At 66.3% G+C, this 14,844-nt stretch carries 15 protein-coding genes; 5 read left to right on the top strand and 10 right to left on the bottom strand.

Annotated elements, in window-relative coordinates:
• Positions 1–5: 5 nt before the first annotated feature.
• The 7 genes from ACN9MV_RS06450 to ACN9MV_RS06420 all read right to left on the bottom strand — a co-directional run bounded on the left by ACN9MV_RS06450 (position 6) and on the right by ACN9MV_RS06420 (position 6,260).
• On the bottom strand, positions 6–686 hold the full coding sequence (locus tag ACN9MV_RS06450; protein ID WP_093048470.1) for an amino acid ABC transporter permease: 681 nt from the start codon (positions 684–686) through the stop codon (positions 6–8).
• Positions 687–708: 22 nt separating this feature from the next.
• A complete protein-coding gene (locus ACN9MV_RS06445; RefSeq protein WP_218137487.1) occupies positions 709–1,545 on the bottom strand; it encodes an ABC transporter substrate-binding protein in 837 nt (278 codons plus the stop codon).
• 64 nt (positions 1,546–1,609) lie between these two features.
• Positions 1,610–2,071 carry a MaoC family dehydratase gene (locus tag ACN9MV_RS06440; protein WP_093075913.1) on the bottom strand — a complete coding sequence of 154 codons (462 nt, stop codon included), beginning with the start codon at positions 2,069–2,071 and terminating at the stop codon, positions 1,610–1,612.
• Positions 2,068–3,669: an acyl CoA:acetate/3-ketoacid CoA transferase gene (locus ACN9MV_RS06435; RefSeq protein ID WP_093075915.1), complete on the bottom strand. Its 1,602-nt coding sequence runs from the start codon at positions 3,667–3,669 to the stop codon at positions 2,068–2,070. The genes ACN9MV_RS06440 and ACN9MV_RS06435 overlap by 4 nt, the downstream gene beginning before the upstream one ends.
• A 10-nt stretch (positions 3,670–3,679) precedes the next feature.
• The gene (locus ACN9MV_RS06430) at positions 3,680–4,822 is read right to left on the bottom strand and encodes an acyl-CoA dehydrogenase family protein (RefSeq protein ID WP_093075916.1); all 1,143 of its coding nucleotides are present in this window, start codon (positions 4,820–4,822) and stop codon (positions 3,680–3,682) included.
• Between the two features lie 5 nt (positions 4,823–4,827).
• Positions 4,828–5,232: a tautomerase family protein gene (locus ACN9MV_RS06425; RefSeq protein WP_093075918.1), complete on the bottom strand. Its 405-nt coding sequence runs from the start codon at positions 5,230–5,232 to the stop codon at positions 4,828–4,830.
• A gap of 17 nt (positions 5,233–5,249) precedes the next feature.
• Positions 5,250–6,260 (bottom strand): LacI family DNA-binding transcriptional regulator, encoded by a 1,011-nt coding sequence (locus tag ACN9MV_RS06420; RefSeq protein WP_093048453.1) that lies wholly within the window; start codon positions 6,258–6,260, stop codon positions 5,250–5,252.
• Positions 6,261–6,435: 175 nt separating this feature from the next.
• Between ACN9MV_RS06420 and ACN9MV_RS06415 the strand changes: the two genes are divergently transcribed.
• From ACN9MV_RS06415 to ACN9MV_RS06400, 4 genes are read left to right on the top strand one after another with little or no spacing between them, the layout of a single operon-like run.
• Positions 6,436–7,374, top strand: coding sequence for a dihydrodipicolinate synthase family protein (locus tag ACN9MV_RS06415; protein ID WP_426391632.1), 939 nt, complete (start codon positions 6,436–6,438; stop codon positions 7,372–7,374).
• Positions 7,375–7,394: 20 nt separating this feature from the next.
• Positions 7,395–8,288, top strand: coding sequence for a dihydrodipicolinate synthase family protein (locus ACN9MV_RS06410; protein ID WP_093048447.1), 894 nt, complete (start codon positions 7,395–7,397; stop codon positions 8,286–8,288).
• Positions 8,289–8,297: 9 nt separating this feature from the next.
• Positions 8,298–9,080, top strand: a complete 783-nt coding sequence (locus ACN9MV_RS06405) for an amino acid ABC transporter ATP-binding protein (protein WP_093075922.1) — start codon at positions 8,298–8,300, stop codon at positions 9,078–9,080.
• A 31-nt stretch (positions 9,081–9,111) separates the two neighbouring features.
• On the top strand, positions 9,112–9,522 hold the full coding sequence (locus tag ACN9MV_RS06400; protein ID WP_093048441.1) for a DUF3830 family protein: 411 nt from the start codon (positions 9,112–9,114) through the stop codon (positions 9,520–9,522).
• A 21-nt stretch (positions 9,523–9,543) separates the two neighbouring features.
• Here the strand turns inward: ACN9MV_RS06400 and ACN9MV_RS06395 are convergent, their stop codons facing one another.
• The 3 genes from ACN9MV_RS06395 to ACN9MV_RS06385 all read right to left on the bottom strand — a co-directional run bounded on the left by ACN9MV_RS06395 (position 9,544) and on the right by ACN9MV_RS06385 (position 13,812).
• Complete coding sequence (locus ACN9MV_RS06395) at positions 9,544–10,896, bottom strand: nitrate/sulfonate/bicarbonate ABC transporter ATP-binding protein (RefSeq protein ID WP_426391631.1); 1,353 nt, start codon at positions 10,894–10,896, stop codon at positions 9,544–9,546.
• 2 nt (positions 10,897–10,898) lie between these two features.
• Entirely contained in the window at positions 10,899–12,641 is a 1,743-nt protein-coding gene (locus tag ACN9MV_RS06390; protein WP_426391630.1) for an ABC transporter permease, read from the bottom strand.
• A 139-nt stretch (positions 12,642–12,780) separates the two neighbouring features.
• A complete protein-coding gene (locus ACN9MV_RS06385; RefSeq protein WP_426391629.1) occupies positions 12,781–13,812 on the bottom strand; it encodes a LacI family DNA-binding transcriptional regulator in 1,032 nt (343 codons plus the stop codon).
• A 151-nt stretch (positions 13,813–13,963) separates the two neighbouring features.
• Here ACN9MV_RS06385 and ACN9MV_RS06380 point away from each other — a divergent pair, with 151 nt between their 5' ends.
• Complete coding sequence (locus ACN9MV_RS06380; protein WP_426391628.1) at positions 13,964–14,830, top strand: dioxygenase; 867 nt, start codon at positions 13,964–13,966, stop codon at positions 14,828–14,830.
• Positions 14,831–14,844: the final 14 nt, after the last annotated feature.

Here is a 14,844-nt window from a genome sequence, read left to right as displayed (position 1 = left end):
CCGGTTCAGGCCGCGCCACGCGCAGCCGCATAGCCTCTGCCGTAGTGGCGCTCCAGCCGCACCTGCACACGGTCCCAAAGCGTGGTCAGCACCAGGTAGAAGCAGGCCGCGACGCAATAGAGTTCGAGCACTTCGAATTTTTCCTGCATGAGCACCTGGGCGCGGCGCATCAGCTCTTCCATCGAGATCACCGACGCCAGCGAGGTTGCCTTGAGCAGCCCGTTCACCGAATTGCCCAGTGGCGGAATGATCACCCGCAAAACCTGCGGCAGGGTCACCAGCCGCAAGGTCGCGAAGCGCGAAAGGCTCAACGCCTTGGCCGCTTCGATCTGCCCCTTCGCGATGGCGGAGAAGCCGCCGCGAATGGTCTCCGACAGGTACGCCGCTTCGTTCAGGCTCAGCGCCAGCACCGCGGAGGTCAACACGTCGAAGCGAAGGCCCAGCTGCGGCAGCCCGGTGTAGATGATGACGATCTGCACCAGCAGCGGCGTGCCGCGAAACACCCAGATGTAGAAGCGCGCCGGCGCCGACAACAATCGATGCGAAGACATGCTGCCCAGCGCCAGTGGCAGCGCCAGGGCCAGGCCGATCACGATGGTCGCGATGGTCAGTCCGATCGTGATGCCCACGCCCCCGAGGAGGAACGGGTTGACGAAGTAGGACAGAAAGGCATCGAAATTGAACACGGCCGGACCCTCTTCAACCTGCTTACTTCGGCGACGGGCCGGGGCCGCGGATCGCGAACTTCGTGGTGTCCTTCAGGCGCGTCATGCGGAACTTGTCGAACAGCTTGTCGTAGGTGCCGTCTGCCTTCAGGTCGGTCAGGGCCTGCGCAACGGCTTCGGCAACCGCGCGATCGCGGAACGACAGCGTGATGTCGGTGCCGTAGAGGCCGCTCGCGCGGATCTTGACGATGCCGCGCTCCTCGAAGGCAATGGCCGTCTCGTCGATGTTGATGCCCGCTTCCAGCTGGCCGGCGCGCAGCGCGGCGGTGGTTTCGGAGGCCGTTGCAAAGGTGCGGAAGTCGATAGGCGCCATGCCCTTGGCGACCATGGCCGCATTCGATTCGCGCGACTTGCGCTCGGCATACGTACCGGTCTCGATGCCGACGACATGCCCTGAGAGGTCTTCGAACTTGGTCAGCGCGAGCTTGCTGTTCGGCACGGTGTAGATGCTCATCGACTGCTGGCCGTACGGCACCTGGAACATGAGCTTGGAGCGCTCCTCGGTCCAGAACAGGCCGGTGTTGATCACGTCGAAGCGGCCGGCCTGCAGCGCGGGCACCATCGGCGGCATATCCATGCGCATGAAGACGGGCTCGAGGCACAGCTGCTTCGCGACGGCACGGCCGAGCTCGATATTGAGCCCCTGCAGTTCGCCCTTGCTGTCGACGAACTGCTGCGGCGGCAGTGTCGGGTTGGTGGACATCTGGAGCTTGCCGGGCGCGGTCAGGTGTTCGGCGGAGACTTTGGGTGTGCAGGTCTGGGCAAGGACCGAGCCGCTCAGCACGAGGCCGACGATGAAACCCAGGGATAGTTTGATCATGTGCATGAGATGCTTTCGTTGAAGACAGGGAAGGAAAGAAAGAGAAGAACTCGGGCAATCGAAGTCAGGCCGCCTGGGTCGCTTGTCGACATGCAACCAGCGCCACGTGCACGGCTTCGATCACGGGCTCCGCGCGCTGGTTGACGAGCTGCAGGCTCTCGGTCACCACGCCGCGGCCACCGCGCGACGAAAGACGTTTGTCGGTGAAGCGGAACACCACGTGCACCGCATCCCCTGCAACAACAGGTCGCAAGAACCGGACCTGATCCCATCCGAGCGAAGCGATGGAACTGTTCTCGTAGATCTTCAATGCGGTCTTCAGCCCCTCCATCAGCGAGAGACCGAACAGCCCGTGCGCAATGACGCCCGGAAAGCCGCGCGACTGCGCGTAGTCCGCATCGGTATGCAATGGATGGTGGTCGTGTGTGAGATCGCAGAAGCGGCCGATGTCATCGGCACTCACGACGTGGCTTTCGCTGCGCAGTTCTGCGCCTATCACCACGTCTTCGAAATACACATCACTCATGCCCGCTCTCCTTGCGCCGCGTTGCCAGCGTGGCGTGGTGCCTTCGCAATGAACTCGTCGTGCACGCCCATGGGGCCGTTGCGGAAGATGCGTGCGTCCATGGTGCGCAGTTGCTCGCTGACGCGCACCTCGAAGCCGATCTTCTCGAGCACGTCTTCCTTCAGTCGCACGCCTGGTGCGATCTCGGTGAGCACGAGCCCGTCGGCTTCGAGTTCGAACACGGCGCGGTCGGTCACGAAGCTCACTTGCTGGCCTCGCTCTCGCGCGAGCCGCCCCGAGAAGCTGATCTGATCGACCGCCGGCACGAACTTCTTGAATGCACCGTCACGGCGGATCTTGAGTTCGCCGTCGGCCACGCCGATGTCGAAGTCGCCCCCAGTGAGCGAACCGTTGAACACCAGCCGCTGCGTGTTCTGCGTGATGTTGATGAAGCCGCCCGCGCCGTCGTAGCGCTTGCCGAAGCGCGTGACGTTGACGTTGCCCTGTGGGTCGACCTGCGCGAACGAAAGAAACGCGCAACTCAGGCCGCCACCGTCGTAGAAGTCGAACTGGTACGACTGGTCGAGAATCGCGCGCGGGTTGACCGAAGTGCCGAACTCGCGCGCATGACCGGGCACGCCGCCAACCACGCCCGACTCGACCGTGAGCGTGATGAGGTCGGCAATGCCTTCTTCCGAGGCCACGTTGGGAATCATCGCGGAGATGCCCACGCCGAGGTTCACCACGTCGCGCGGGCGCAGCTCGAAGGCCGCGCGCCTCGCCACCACGCGGCGCACGTCGAGCGGGTCTGGCGCGATGCTCGAGGCCGGCACCACGATCTCGCCGCAGCGCGCCGGGTCGTAGCGCGTGGTGTAGGTCTGCATCTGCTCGGGCTCGACCACGAAGTGATCGATCAGGAAGCCCGGGATCTTCACCATGTGCGGATGCAGCGTGCCGCGCTTGACGATGCGCTTGACCTGGCAGATGACAATGCCGCCAGCGTTGTGCACGGCCTGCGCCATCGAGAGGTCTTCGCGCGCGGTGGCTTCGTGCTCCATGCTCACGTAGCCGTCTTCGTCGGCCGAGGTGCCGCGGATGAGCGCCACGTTCGGCACCCCGGGCGCACGGTAGAACAGCCAGTCGCGGTCGGCCACGTGCACCAGCTCGACCAGCGCCTCGGTGGTGCGCGCGTTCATGCGGCCGCCGTCCTGGCGCGGGTCCATGTAGGTTTCGAGGCCCACGTGCGTGAGCACGCCGGGCTGGCGGCCCGCCATCGCGCGGCAAAGGTGCGTCATGACACCCTGCGGGAAGTTGTAGGCCTCCACGTCCTGCGCGAGGATCATCTTCATGAACGGCAGCTGCATGCCGAAGTTGCCGCCGATCACGCGGCGCACCAGGCCCGGGTGCGCGAAGTGGCACATCCCCTTTTCGGTGAGTGCGCCCACGCCGGTAACGTGGAACAGCGTGAGGTCGTGCGGGCCGTCGCCGGCGGTGAAGCGCCGCTCGATGGCTTCGAACACGGCTTCGGGCACGCCCGAACCACCGTTGCCGCCGGCCAGCACCATGTCGCCATCGCGCAGCAGCGCGGCGGCGGCGTCGGGGGTGATGCAGTCGATCATGGCCGCGTCCTCAAGCCAGTTCTTTCACGACCTGGCGCGAGATGATCAGGCGCTGGATCTGGTTGGTGCCTTCGTAGATCTGCGCCAGGCGCACGTCGCGGAAGATGCGCTCGATGCGGTAGTCGCGCGAGTAGCCGTTGCCACCGTGGATCTGCAGCGCGTTCGACACGTGGCGCATCGCCATGTCGGTGGTGAAGAGCTTGGCCTGCGCGCCTTCCTTGGCGATGGAGTGGCCGGCGTCCTGCAGCCGCGCGCCGTGGTGGATCAGCAGGCGCGCCGCGGCAATGTCGGTCGCCATGTCGGCCACCATGAACTGGATGGCCTGGAAGTTCATGATCGGCTCGCCGAACTGCTTGCGCGTGGTGGCGTAGGCCACGGCGTCTTCCATCGCGGCCTGCGCCATGCCGAGCGCCATGGACGACATCAGCAGGCGGCTGAAGTTGAAGTTGCCCATGGCCGTCTTGAAAGCCTGGTTCTCGGCGCCGATCAGCGCCGTCCTGGGCACGTGCACGTCCTGCAACACGATCTGGCAGTCTTCCAGGCCGTGCATGCCGAGCAGTTCCTCGTTCTTGCCGCGGCTCACGCCGGCCTGGTGTGCATCGACCATGAAGCAGCTGATCGACTTGTGGCCGGCTTCCTTGCCGGTGCGCGCGAACACCATGATGCGGTCGGCCACGCCGCCGAGCGTGACCCAGGCCTTGGTGCCGTTCAGTACCCAGCCGTCTTCCACGGCGCGCGCGGTGGTGGTGATGCTCGCCACGTCGGAGCCGAAGTCGGGCTCCGACATGGCGGTGGCCATGACGACGGAGCCGTCGAGGATGCCGGGGATCAGCGCCTTCTGGCTCTCGTTGCCGTGGTGGTGCAGGAAGAGCGCCGCCTCGACGGGAATCGCGAACGCGTTGCCGATGGCGCCCGAGCAGCGCGCCAGCTCTTCCATCACGAGGCAGGTGCTGACGGTGTCGAAGCCCGAGCCGCCGGCCACTTCGGGCAGGCTCACTCCGAACAGCCCGAGTTCGGCCATGCCGCGATACAGCACGCGGTCGAACTTGTCTTCGCGGTCGATGGCCGCGGCACGCGGCAGCACTTCGCCCTCGGCGAAACGGCGCGCGGTGTCGCGCAGCGAGATCTGGTCTTCGGTGAGGAAATGGGTCATGGTCTTCAGGCGGTGTGATCGGGTTGCTGCTCGGCTTCGTCGCTGGCCAGGTGGCCGTCGTGCGCGACTTCGTCCTGTTCGCGGTCGAGGAAATAGACGGCCACGTTGTGGCTGCCGGTGGCGAAGCAGGTAGCCAGCGCGGGCGTGATGGCAGCGGCCAGCGCGCGGCGCTGGGCGGGCGTGCGGCGGTAGGCGTGCACCTTGACGAACACGCGCGTGCCCTCTCCCCCGCCGTCGTGGCCCAACTGGCCCTCGTGGGCATAGTCGTGGGGCGCGATGGGCATGAAGTACAGGGTCACGGTCGAGGGCTCGACGCCGAACGACGTGACGACGCCGTCGGTCAGCGCGCGGCTGGCGGTGCGCTTGCGGGTTTCGGGGGCGCTCGGCGCCAGGATTTCGAGATAGGGCATGTCGGGGAGAGGTTGTTTCAGTGCGCTTCGACGGCGCGGCAGGAGGCGCGCTGTATCAGCCGCGAGCCGACGCGGTATTCGCGCCCGCTGTTGGCCACGCCCGAGAGGCGCTGCACCAGCCGGTCGACCGCGAGGTTGGCCATCTCAAAGGCGCCGCTGTCCACCACGCTGATGGCGGGGCGCTGCCACTCGAACCACGGCGAGTCTTCGTAGAACAGCAGCGAAAGGTCATCGGGAATCAGCAGCCCGCGCTCCGACACCACGCGCAGCACGCCGAGCGATGACTCGTGGTTGGCCACGAAGAGCGCCGAGGGCGGCGTGGGCATCGACAGCAGCGCGTTGGCGGCCACCACGCCTGTTTCGGGCGCATAGCGGCCGGCCTGGATCAGCGCCGGATCGATGGGCAGGCCCGCTTCCTGCATGGCCCGCTTGTAGCCCGCGAGGCGTTCCTTGCCGGAGGTGGTGTCGCTCATGCCCACGATCAGGCCGATGCGCCGGTGACCGAGGTCGAGCAGGTGCTTGGTGCCGGCATAGGCGCCGTCGAGGTCGCCCGCGAGCACCGATTCGAGCGTGGCGCCCTCGACGCGGCGCACCGCGCAGATCACCGGGATGTCGGCGTGCTCCATGGCCAGCAGCTGGGCGCCGTTGGCACCGTTGGGCACGGCGATCAGGCCGTCGACGCTGTGGTCGACCAGGGTCTTGAAGATGTCGCGTTCCTGCTCGGGGTCGTCGGCGCTGATGCTCAGGATGACCTGGTAGCCGAGCGCCTGCATGCGCGTCTGCACCACCGAGGCGAGCACCTGGAACGAGGCGTTCTCCAGGTTGTGCACGGTGAGGCCGATGAGCCGCGAGCGCTTGGTTTTCAGCGCCCGGGCGAAGGTGTTGGTGCGGTAGCCGAGGGCGGCGGCGACCTGGATCACGTGCCGCTGCGTCGCGTGGTTGGTCAGGCTGGAGCCGGCCAGCGCACGGGAGGCCGTGGCAATGGAAACGTCGGCGGCACGGGCCACGTCGCGCAGCGTTACCGCCATGGCTTGGCCTTACGAGAGCAGTTTCTTGTAAACGTTTGCATATTTTTATCGTAGGTTTTCATAAGGCCGGCAGTCAAGAAGAAAACTGCAACCCATGCGGTCTGGTCGGGATTATTGCAATCGTTTCCAATTTTCTTGCATACTGCCAGCTTCAGCGACCCAACCCAGGATGGCCATGCACATTTCCGGAGTCGGCGGCATCTGGCCCGCCACGCTCACCCCCTTCACCCCGGACGGCCGCGTCGACGACGACGCGCTGGCCGCCCATGTGCGCGACGTGGCCGGCACGCCCGGCGTGCGCGCGGTGGTGGTCAACGGGCATGCGGGCGAGGCGACTTCGCTCGATCGCGCGGAGCGCGCCCAGGTGGTGGGCGTTGCGGTGGCCGCGGCCGGCAGCGTGCCCGTGGTGGCCGGCGTGGTGGCGGACGACACCCGCTACGCCTGCGCGCTGGCGCAGGATGCGGCGCAGGCCGGAGCCTCGGCCCTGCTGCTGTTTCCGCCCGCGGTGTTCGCGCAGGGCGCGGGCGCGCGGCCCGACATGGCCCGTCGCTTCGTGAGCGAGGTGGCCGGTGCGAGCAGCCTGCCCATCGTGCTGTTCCAGCTGTCGCGCGCCTCGGGTCTCGCGTTCTCGACCGAGACGTTGGCGCAGCTTTGCCTGGACGTGCCTGCCATCGTGGCGGTGAAGGAAGGCAGCGACGTTCCCGAGCTCTACGAAGACAACCTCCGGGCCCTGCGCGCGCTGCCTCGCCCGGTCACGCTGCTGAGCAGCAGCAACAGCTGGCTGTTCGCTTCCCTGACCTATGGCGCCGACGGCATCCTGTCGGGCCTGGGCAGCGTGGCAGCCCCGCTGCTGGTGGCGCTGCACGAAGCCGTCGCACGCGGCGACCTGGCTGCCGCACGCGCGGTCAACGATCGGCTGGTGCCGCTGTGCCGGGCCTTCTATCGCGCGCCATACCTCGACGCCCACAACCGCATGAAGACGGCACTGCATCTTCTTGGCCGGCTGCCCCATCCGGACCCACGCCCGCCGCTGCTGCCCGTGCCGGCCGACGACACGGCGCGCATCCACGCGGCACTGGTGGCCTCGGGCCTGCTGCCTTCCTCCACCCATTGACCTACTGAACAACCTGTCCCATGGCTGATTTCCGCGGCACCTACACCATCATGGTCACGCCCTTCGACGCCGACGGCGCGGTCGACGTGCCCACGCTCGAGCGCTATGTCGACTGGCAGATCGAATCCGGCATCCACGGCCTGATCCCGCTCGGCTCGACGGGTGAATTCATGTCGATGTCCGACGACGAGATCGAGCTTGTCGCCAAGACGGTGATCGACCGCGCCGCCGGCCGCGTGCCGGTGCTGATCGGCACCACCGCCGAAGACACGCGCGCCGCCGTGCGCCTGAGCCGCCGCGCCGAGGCGCAGGGCGCCGACGGCGTGATGGTGCTGCCGCCCTTCTACTGCACCCCCACCGACGACGAACTGTTCCTGCACTACAAGACCATCTCCGACGCCATCGGCATTCCGATCATGGTCTACAACAACCCGGCCGTTGCCAACGTCGACCTGAAGCCGCCGCTGGTGGCGCGGCTCTCGCAGATCGACAACTGCCGCTACATCAAGGAATCGACGCTGGAAGTGACCCGCGTGCGCGACATCATGCGGCTGTCGGACGGCCGCATGGCGGTGTTCGGCGGCATCATGGGCTTCGAGTCGTATGTCGAGGGCGCAGTGGGCTGGGCCGCAGTGCCGTCCAACGGCGCTCCGGGCGAAATGGCGCGCCTGTACGACCTCGTCATGGCCGGCCAGCTGGCCGAGGCGCGCGAGCTGGCGTTCAAGCACTTTCCGATGATCGACTTCGTTGCCGGCCAGTCGTACGTGGCGGGCACCAAGGCCCTGCTCGCGGCCATGGGCCTGCCGGTCGGCGCGCCGCGCCCGCCGCGTCTGCCTATGGGCGCCGAGGGCATCGCCGCGGCGAAGCGCCTGGTCGACGAACTCGGCCTGAAGATCCGAACCACCACCGCCTGAGGTATTCCCATGAGCGCCTTGCAACCGGACACGCCCGCGTCGACCACAGACAACCGGGCCGAACTCGTCATCCGCATGGTCGGCGTGCAGAAGTGGTACGGCGACTTCCAGGTGCTGCGCGACATCGACCTCGAAGTGCAGCGCGGCGAACGCATCGTGATCTGCGGGCCTTCGGGCTCGGGCAAATCGACGCTGCTGCGCTGCATCAACCGGCTCGAAGAGCATCAGCAGGGGCAGATCGTGGTGAACCGCGCCGAGCTCACCGCCGACATGCGTCGCATCGACGCGGTGCGGCGCGACGTCGGCATGGTGTTCCAGCACTTCAACCTGTTCCCGCATCTCACCATCCTCGAGAACTGCACGCTCGCGCCGGTGTGGAGCAAGAAGTACACGCCGAAAGAGGCGAAGGAAGTGGCCATGTCGTACCTGGAGCGCGTGCGCATTCCGGAGCAGGCCAACAAATATCCGTCGCAGCTTTCAGGCGGCCAGCAGCAGCGCGTGGCCATTGCGCGTGCTCTGTGCATGGGCCCCAAGGTCATGCTGTTCGACGAACCGACCTCGGCGCTCGACCCCGAAATGGTCAAGGAGGTGCTGGACACCATGGTCTCGCTCGCCGACGACGGCATGACCATGCTGTCGGTCACGCACGAGATGAACTTCGCGCGCCAAGTTGCCAACCGCGTGATCTTCATGGACCAGGGCACCATCGTCGAGCAGGCAGAGCCGAAGGAGTTCTTCAGCAACCCGAAACACGAACGCACCCGGCTCTTCCTGAGCCAGCTGCTGCACTGATCAACCCTTACTTACTTTCCTTCAATCACTCATGGCAAGAATTGGCATCGAAGCGGCGGGCCTGCGCTTCATCGCGGAAACGAATCCCGAAGCACCCAAGACCGTGGAGGCGTTCACCAGGCTGCTGCCCTACAGGCAGAAGATCATCCACGTGCGCTGGAGCGGCGAGGGCTGCTGGATTCCGCTGGGCGACTTCGAACTGGGCGTCGGCTTCGAGAACCACACCAGCCATCCTTCGGTCGGCGACATCCTGTTCTACCCCGGTGGCTACAGCGAGACCGAAATCATCCTGGCCTACGGCAGCTGCAGCTTCGCCAGCAAGATGGGGCCGCTTGCGGGCAACCACTTCCTGACGATCGTGGAAGGCAAGGAGCAGCTGCGCGCGCTCGGCAGGAAGGTGCTGTGGGAAGGCGCGCAGGACATCGCGTTCGAGCTGCTTTGACTTGAGCAGCCGCAGCGGTCGTCAGATGTGCACGTCTTCGACCGCATCCCCGTCTTCCGGCACGAACACCATGCCGGTCTTGGCGTTGTAGTCCATCAGGCCCGCGTAGCGACCCCAGGCGATCATCGTCTCGAAGATCTTCTCCGGGTTGTCGTACGGCAAGGCGCTGCCGATGTCCTTGATGACGCGCTCGGCCTCGACTTCTTCGTATTCCTTGAGCAGCGCGATGATGATGTGGAACAGCCGCAGCTTGAAGACCTGCTCCTCGAAGATCGCGCGCTTTCCGAGCCGGTCGGCAGCAACGAACTTCCGGCCGAGCTCGGTGAAGCGCACCTCCTGCCGCGGCGTATCGATCAACTCGAGGATCTCGGCCGCCTTGAGAATGGCGATCGTCTCGCCGAACTCCTTGCCGATCTCGTCGGAAATGTCGTAGATGTTGGACAGGTCCGGCGAGTCGCTGAGGATGCTCATCAGCCCGAGGATCTGCCCCACCGGCACCAGCGGGATCGATTCCATTCGGGTGCGCGCACGTGAGATGGGCTCCCCCTTCACGGGCGTCTCCGGCGGCAGGTCGGGCAGCGTCATCGTGGTGATGCACTCGTGGATCACGCTGACCAGCCGCTGGAACTCGGGGTCCTTGCTGTCGCGCGGATAGGGCAGCTTGTTCTCCAGCACGAGGCCGATGCGTCCCGGGCGCGGAAACACGACCACGATGCGCGTGGCCATTTCCACCGCCTCTTCGATGTTGTGCGTGACCATGAAGACCGAGCTGAGGTCGCCGCCCGGGTCGCGCCACAGGCTGATCAGCTCCTGCCGCAGGTTCTCTGCCGTCAGAACGTCAAGCGCACTGAAGGCCTCGTCCAGGCACAGCAGCTTGGGCTGCGAAACCAGCGCACGCGCAATGCCCACCCGCTGCCTCATGCCGCCCGACAGCTCGCGCGGAAAGGCCGAGTGGTAGTTGCCCAGGCCGATGAGCTCGATCGCCCTGTCGACGGCTGCGTCGCGCTCGGCGCGGCCGATCTTTCTGGCCATCAGGCCCACCGCCACGTTCTGCTCGACGGTGAGCCACGGGTAGAGCGCGAAAGTCTGGAAGACCACCGAGGCATCGGGATTCACGCCGTTGAGCGGCTTGCCGTTGGCCAGCGCCCGGCCCGAGGTCGGCACGATCAGGCCCGTGAGGCAACGCAGGATCGTCGACTTGCCCGAGCCGGACTGTCCCAGCAGCGCAAGGAACTCGCCTTCGCTGACGGCCAGGTCGATGTTGTCGAGCACCTTGAGTTCATGGTTTCCTGCAGTCATGAACGTCTTGGTGACGGCACGGAGCTCGGCCACCGGCACGGGCGACTCCTGCAATGAGGGCGTGGGAGTGTTCATGTTCAGTCCAATCTGAATCGGCGCTCGGCAAAGGCATACAGCCGGCGCCAGATGAGCTTGTTCATCAGCACGACGAAGATCGACATCACGCCGATGCTCGCGATGATCAATGGCGTATCGCCCGTCTTGGTGACGTTGGCGATGTACGCGCCAAGGCCATCCGCCTGCAGGCTCGTGCCGCCCCATGTGGCGAGCTCGGCCACGATGCTGGCGTTCCATGCACCGCCGGCGGCCGTGCAGGCGCCCGTCACCCAGAACGGAAAGATGGCCGGCAGGATCAGGGTGCGCCACAGGCTCCAGCGGCGCAGGCCGTAGACGCGCCCGGCTTCCTTCAGGTCGTTCGGAATCGCCATGGCGCCGGCGATCACGTTGAACAGGATGTACCACTGCGTGCCCATGGCAATGAGCAGGATGCTGCCCCAGTTGAGGCTGATGTGGCTGGCCACGAAGAAGCCGACGACGATCGGGAACGTCATGTTCACGGGAAACGACGCACCGATCTGCGCCAACGGCTGGGCGAATCGCGCAACGCGCGGCTGGAACCCGATCCACACACCGACCGGCGTCCAGATCAGCGTGGCCAGGACTGTCATGGCGGCGACGCGCAGGGCCGTAAGAAAGCCGAGCCAGACGATGTGGCCGAAGTCGGCCAAGGACAGCGCACCGTGCAGCGCGGCAGTGGCCGCCGCCACGGCCCTGAGAAGCTCGATGCCGATCCAGATGGAAAGCACGATGCCCACCACCCGCCAGAGCAGCTTCTTCCATGACGCCTTCAGCCTCACCGGCATTCGCGCCATCGGAGCCCGCGCCTGGAACACCCTGTCCAGCAGCGGGCGCCAGAGGCGCTCGCTGATCCAGGTGAACAGGTAGGCGCCGCGCAGCAGGTTGTAGACCCACGAGGTGGCCGGAGTCGTCGACCCCGTCAGCTCGATCTTGAACTTGTCCGCCCACGCCAGCAGAGGGCGCCAGACCAGCTGGTCGCTGGCCAGGATCAACACGATCATGGCCACCACCGCCCACAGCGCGGCCGTTTTGTCGCCGTTCGAGATCGCCTGCACCATGTACGAGCCCAGGCCCGGCAGCTTGATGTCCTTGTTCATCACGCTGATGGCTTCGCTCTGCGCAACGAAGAACCAGCCGCCGCCGAAGGACATCATCGAATTCCAGATCAGGCTGTGCGCCGATGCCGGCAGCTCGACCGTCCTGAAGCGCTGCCAGCGGGTCAGGCCGTAGGTCGACGCGGCCTCCTGCATGTCGGTGGGAACGGTGACCATCGAGTGATAGAAACCGAAGGCCATGTTCCACACCTGCCCGGTGAAGATGGCGAAGATCGCCGCGCACTCCACGCCGAGCAGGCTGCCGGGGAACAGCGCCATGAAACCCGTCACCGTTGCCGACAGGAACCCCAGCACCGGCACCGACTGCAGCACGTCGAGCGCCGGCAGGATGAAGGCGCGCGCAGTCCGGTTCTTTGCCGCAAGGTAGCCCACGGAAATGGCGAAGAACAGCGAGAAGCCGAAGGCGATCCACATGCGCATCAGCGTGCGGCCCGCGTAGTACGGAATCAGGCTCGGCGAGCTGTCGACCTGCGGCACGGCGGCCGGATCGAAATGCACCAGCATGCCCTTGCCGAAGTGCAATGCGCTCCAGAACAAACCCAGCAAGGCCAGCATGACCAGGGCATCGACCCAGCCGAATGCGCGGCGTTCTTCAGTGACGGTGAGCTGCGGGGCGGTGCTTTTCATGCAGGGCGGTAACTCTTGTCAATGAAAGGGTTGCCGGCCATTCTCGTGCCTGGACGATCAAACGGGAATCGGATCATGAGCGGGAAGCCTATCGCGCAGCGCGCAAAAAAGGCGCAAATTCCTGGACGCGACTCCCTGATCAGCGCGCAGCCGGCGCGCGCGTCGACTTGCGCACCACCAGCTCCGGCCGCAGCACCACGGTCGACGCCGACATCGCCGCCCCGTCGATCTCCGCGAACAGCATCTCGGCCGAGCGCCAGCCGAGTTCGCGGTGCGGCAGGCGGATGGTGGTGAGCGGCGGATCGACCATGTCCACCAGCGGCATGTCGTTGTGGCCGGTGACCGAGATGTCCTGCGGCACGCGCAGTCCCGCCTCGCGCAGCGCGTCGTAGGCGCCCAGCGCGACGAGGTCGTTGCAGCACACCACCGCCTGAGGCGCGGCGCCGGCCGCGAGCATCTGCTTCATTGCGACCGCACCCGCCTCGCGGCTGTAGCTCGCGCACTCGACCACGCGGAACGGCTTCATGCGGTGGTCGCGCAAGGCCTGCTCCACGCCCAGCGAGCGGCCCACGCCGGTGGGAATGTTCTGCGGCCCCGCGAGATGCGCGATGCGCTTGTGGCCCAGGCCGACGAGGTGGTCGACCGCGAGCTTCATCGCGAGCCGGTCGTCGCTGACCACGGCCGGCAGGCGGCCGGTTTCATCGGCGCGGTTGACCAGCACCGTGGTCAGGCCGGCCTTGACGACAAAGTCGACCAGCGGGTCGTCGCGCGTGGCGGTGGCCAGGATCACGCCGTCGACGCGCTGCGCCAGCATGCGTTCGAGCACCGGCCGCGCCAGCGCGGGGTCGACCACGTTGGTGACGAAGACGAAGTAGCCACGAGCCGCCGCGCTGGCTTCGATGCCCTGGAGGATCGGCGGGAACACCGCGTTCGTGATGTCGGGCACCAGCACGCCGATGGTGTGGGTGCGCCCGGTGCGCAGCGCGGAGGCCGCGCGGTTGGGCCGGTAGCCCAGGCGCTGCGCCGCTTCTTCCACCACGCGCAGCACCTCGTCGCTGATCAACGAACGCTTCTCGGGGCTGAGCGCGCGCGAGACGGTCGACACATGCACGCCGGCGGCACGGGCGACATCGCGGATGGTCACGGGGGAGGAAGTCGGGCTGGTGCTCATGATTTGTGCAAACGATTGTCGTGCGTGTCAGGTGCTTGGGGCGGCTTTTCCTATTCATGACCTGCGGAATGTGGTCATTTTACTTTTCGACGATCTGGCGTAATATCGTGCAAACGATTGCATGAATCACGCAGATTGCACGAGACCCACCATGAACATCGCCACCTCCCCCGACTCGGTGCTGGGCTTCGCGCTCGACGCCATGAAGCGAACGCCCGACCCACGGCTGCGCACCGTGATGGATGCGCTCACCCGCCACCTGCATGCCTTCGTCCAGGAGGTGAAGCTGACCGAGGAGGAGTTCGAGCAAGCGCTCGAATTCATCGTCGCCATCGGCCAGGCCACCGGCGAAACCAAGAACGAGGTGGTGCTGGCGGCCGACATCCTTGGTGTGTCCACCGTGGTGGCGCTGCAGAACAACCAGGACCCGCACGGCGAATCGCCGGCCGCACTGCTCGGCCCGTTCTGGCGTGCGAACTCGCCAGCCTGCGCACCGGGCGACGACATCGCGCGCTCAGGCACGCCGGGCATTCCGCTCGCGGTGACAGGCACGGTGCGCGACGCACAGGGCCAGCCTGTGGCCGATGCCACGGTCGACGTGTGGCAGGCCTCGCCTATCGGCCTGTACGAAAACCAGGACCCCGAGCAGGAAGACATGAACCTGCGCGGCCGCTTCAGCACTGATGCCGAGGGGCGCTTTCACTTCCGCAGCGTGCGGCCGGCCGGCTACCCGGTGCCTACCGATGGACCCTGCGGTGTACTGCTGCGCGCGCAACAGCGCCATCCGAACCGGCCCGCTCACCTGCACTTCATGGTGAGCAAGCCGGGCCACAAGGTGCTGATCACGCAGGTGTTCGCCGATGACGACGAGAACCTGGAGAGCGACCCGACCTTCGGTGTGACGCGCCGGCTGATCGGCCGCTTCGCGCTGGCGCCCGACGGCAAGACCGCCACGCTGCAGTACGACTTCCAGCTCGAGCCGGGCGAGATGAAGTTCCCCCGGCCGCCGATTCCCTGACTCCCCAACTCCTC

This window comes from Variovorax sp. R-27 (assembly GCF_049913215.1).
Taxonomy (GTDB): domain Bacteria; phylum Pseudomonadota; class Gammaproteobacteria; order Burkholderiales; family Burkholderiaceae_C; genus Variovorax.
Note: the sequence above shows the minus strand (reverse complement) of the source record. Positions and strands in the feature narration are given on the sequence as shown.

Coding starts and splice junctions, on each gene's coding strand:
- ACN9MV_RS06445 (WP_218137487.1), bottom strand. CDS start 1,545: ATGATCAAACTATCCCTGGGTTTCATCGTCGGCCTCGTGCTGAGCGGC.
- ACN9MV_RS06440 (WP_093075913.1), bottom strand. CDS start 2,071: ATGAGTGATGTGTATTTCGAAGACGTGGTGATAGGCGCAGAACTGCGC.
- ACN9MV_RS06435 (WP_093075915.1), bottom strand. CDS start 3,669: ATGATCGACTGCATCACCCCCGACGCCGCCGCCGCGCTGCTGCGCGAT.
- ACN9MV_RS06430 (WP_093075916.1), bottom strand. CDS start 4,822: ATGACCCATTTCCTCACCGAAGACCAGATCTCGCTGCGCGACACCGCG.
- ACN9MV_RS06425 (WP_093075918.1), bottom strand. CDS start 5,232: ATGCCCTATCTCGAAATCCTGGCGCCGAGCGCCCCCGAAACCCGCAAG.
- ACN9MV_RS06420 (WP_093048453.1), bottom strand. CDS start 6,260: ATGGCGGTAACGCTGCGCGACGTGGCCCGTGCCGCCGACGTTTCCATT.
- ACN9MV_RS06415 (WP_426391632.1), top strand. CDS start 6,436: ATGCACATTTCCGGAGTCGGCGGCATCTGGCCCGCCACGCTCACCCCC.
- ACN9MV_RS06410 (WP_093048447.1), top strand. CDS start 7,395: ATGGCTGATTTCCGCGGCACCTACACCATCATGGTCACGCCCTTCGAC.
- ACN9MV_RS06405 (WP_093075922.1), top strand. CDS start 8,298: ATGAGCGCCTTGCAACCGGACACGCCCGCGTCGACCACAGACAACCGG.
- ACN9MV_RS06400 (WP_093048441.1), top strand. CDS start 9,112: ATGGCAAGAATTGGCATCGAAGCGGCGGGCCTGCGCTTCATCGCGGAA.
- ACN9MV_RS06395 (WP_426391631.1), bottom strand. CDS start 10,896: ATGAACACTCCCACGCCCTCATTGCAGGAGTCGCCCGTGCCGGTGGCC.
- ACN9MV_RS06390 (WP_426391630.1), bottom strand. CDS start 12,641: ATGAAAAGCACCGCCCCGCAGCTCACCGTCACTGAAGAACGCCGCGCA.
- ACN9MV_RS06385 (WP_426391629.1), bottom strand. CDS start 13,812: ATGAGCACCAGCCCGACTTCCTCCCCCGTGACCATCCGCGATGTCGCC.
- ACN9MV_RS06380 (WP_426391628.1), top strand. CDS start 13,964: ATGAACATCGCCACCTCCCCCGACTCGGTGCTGGGCTTCGCGCTCGAC.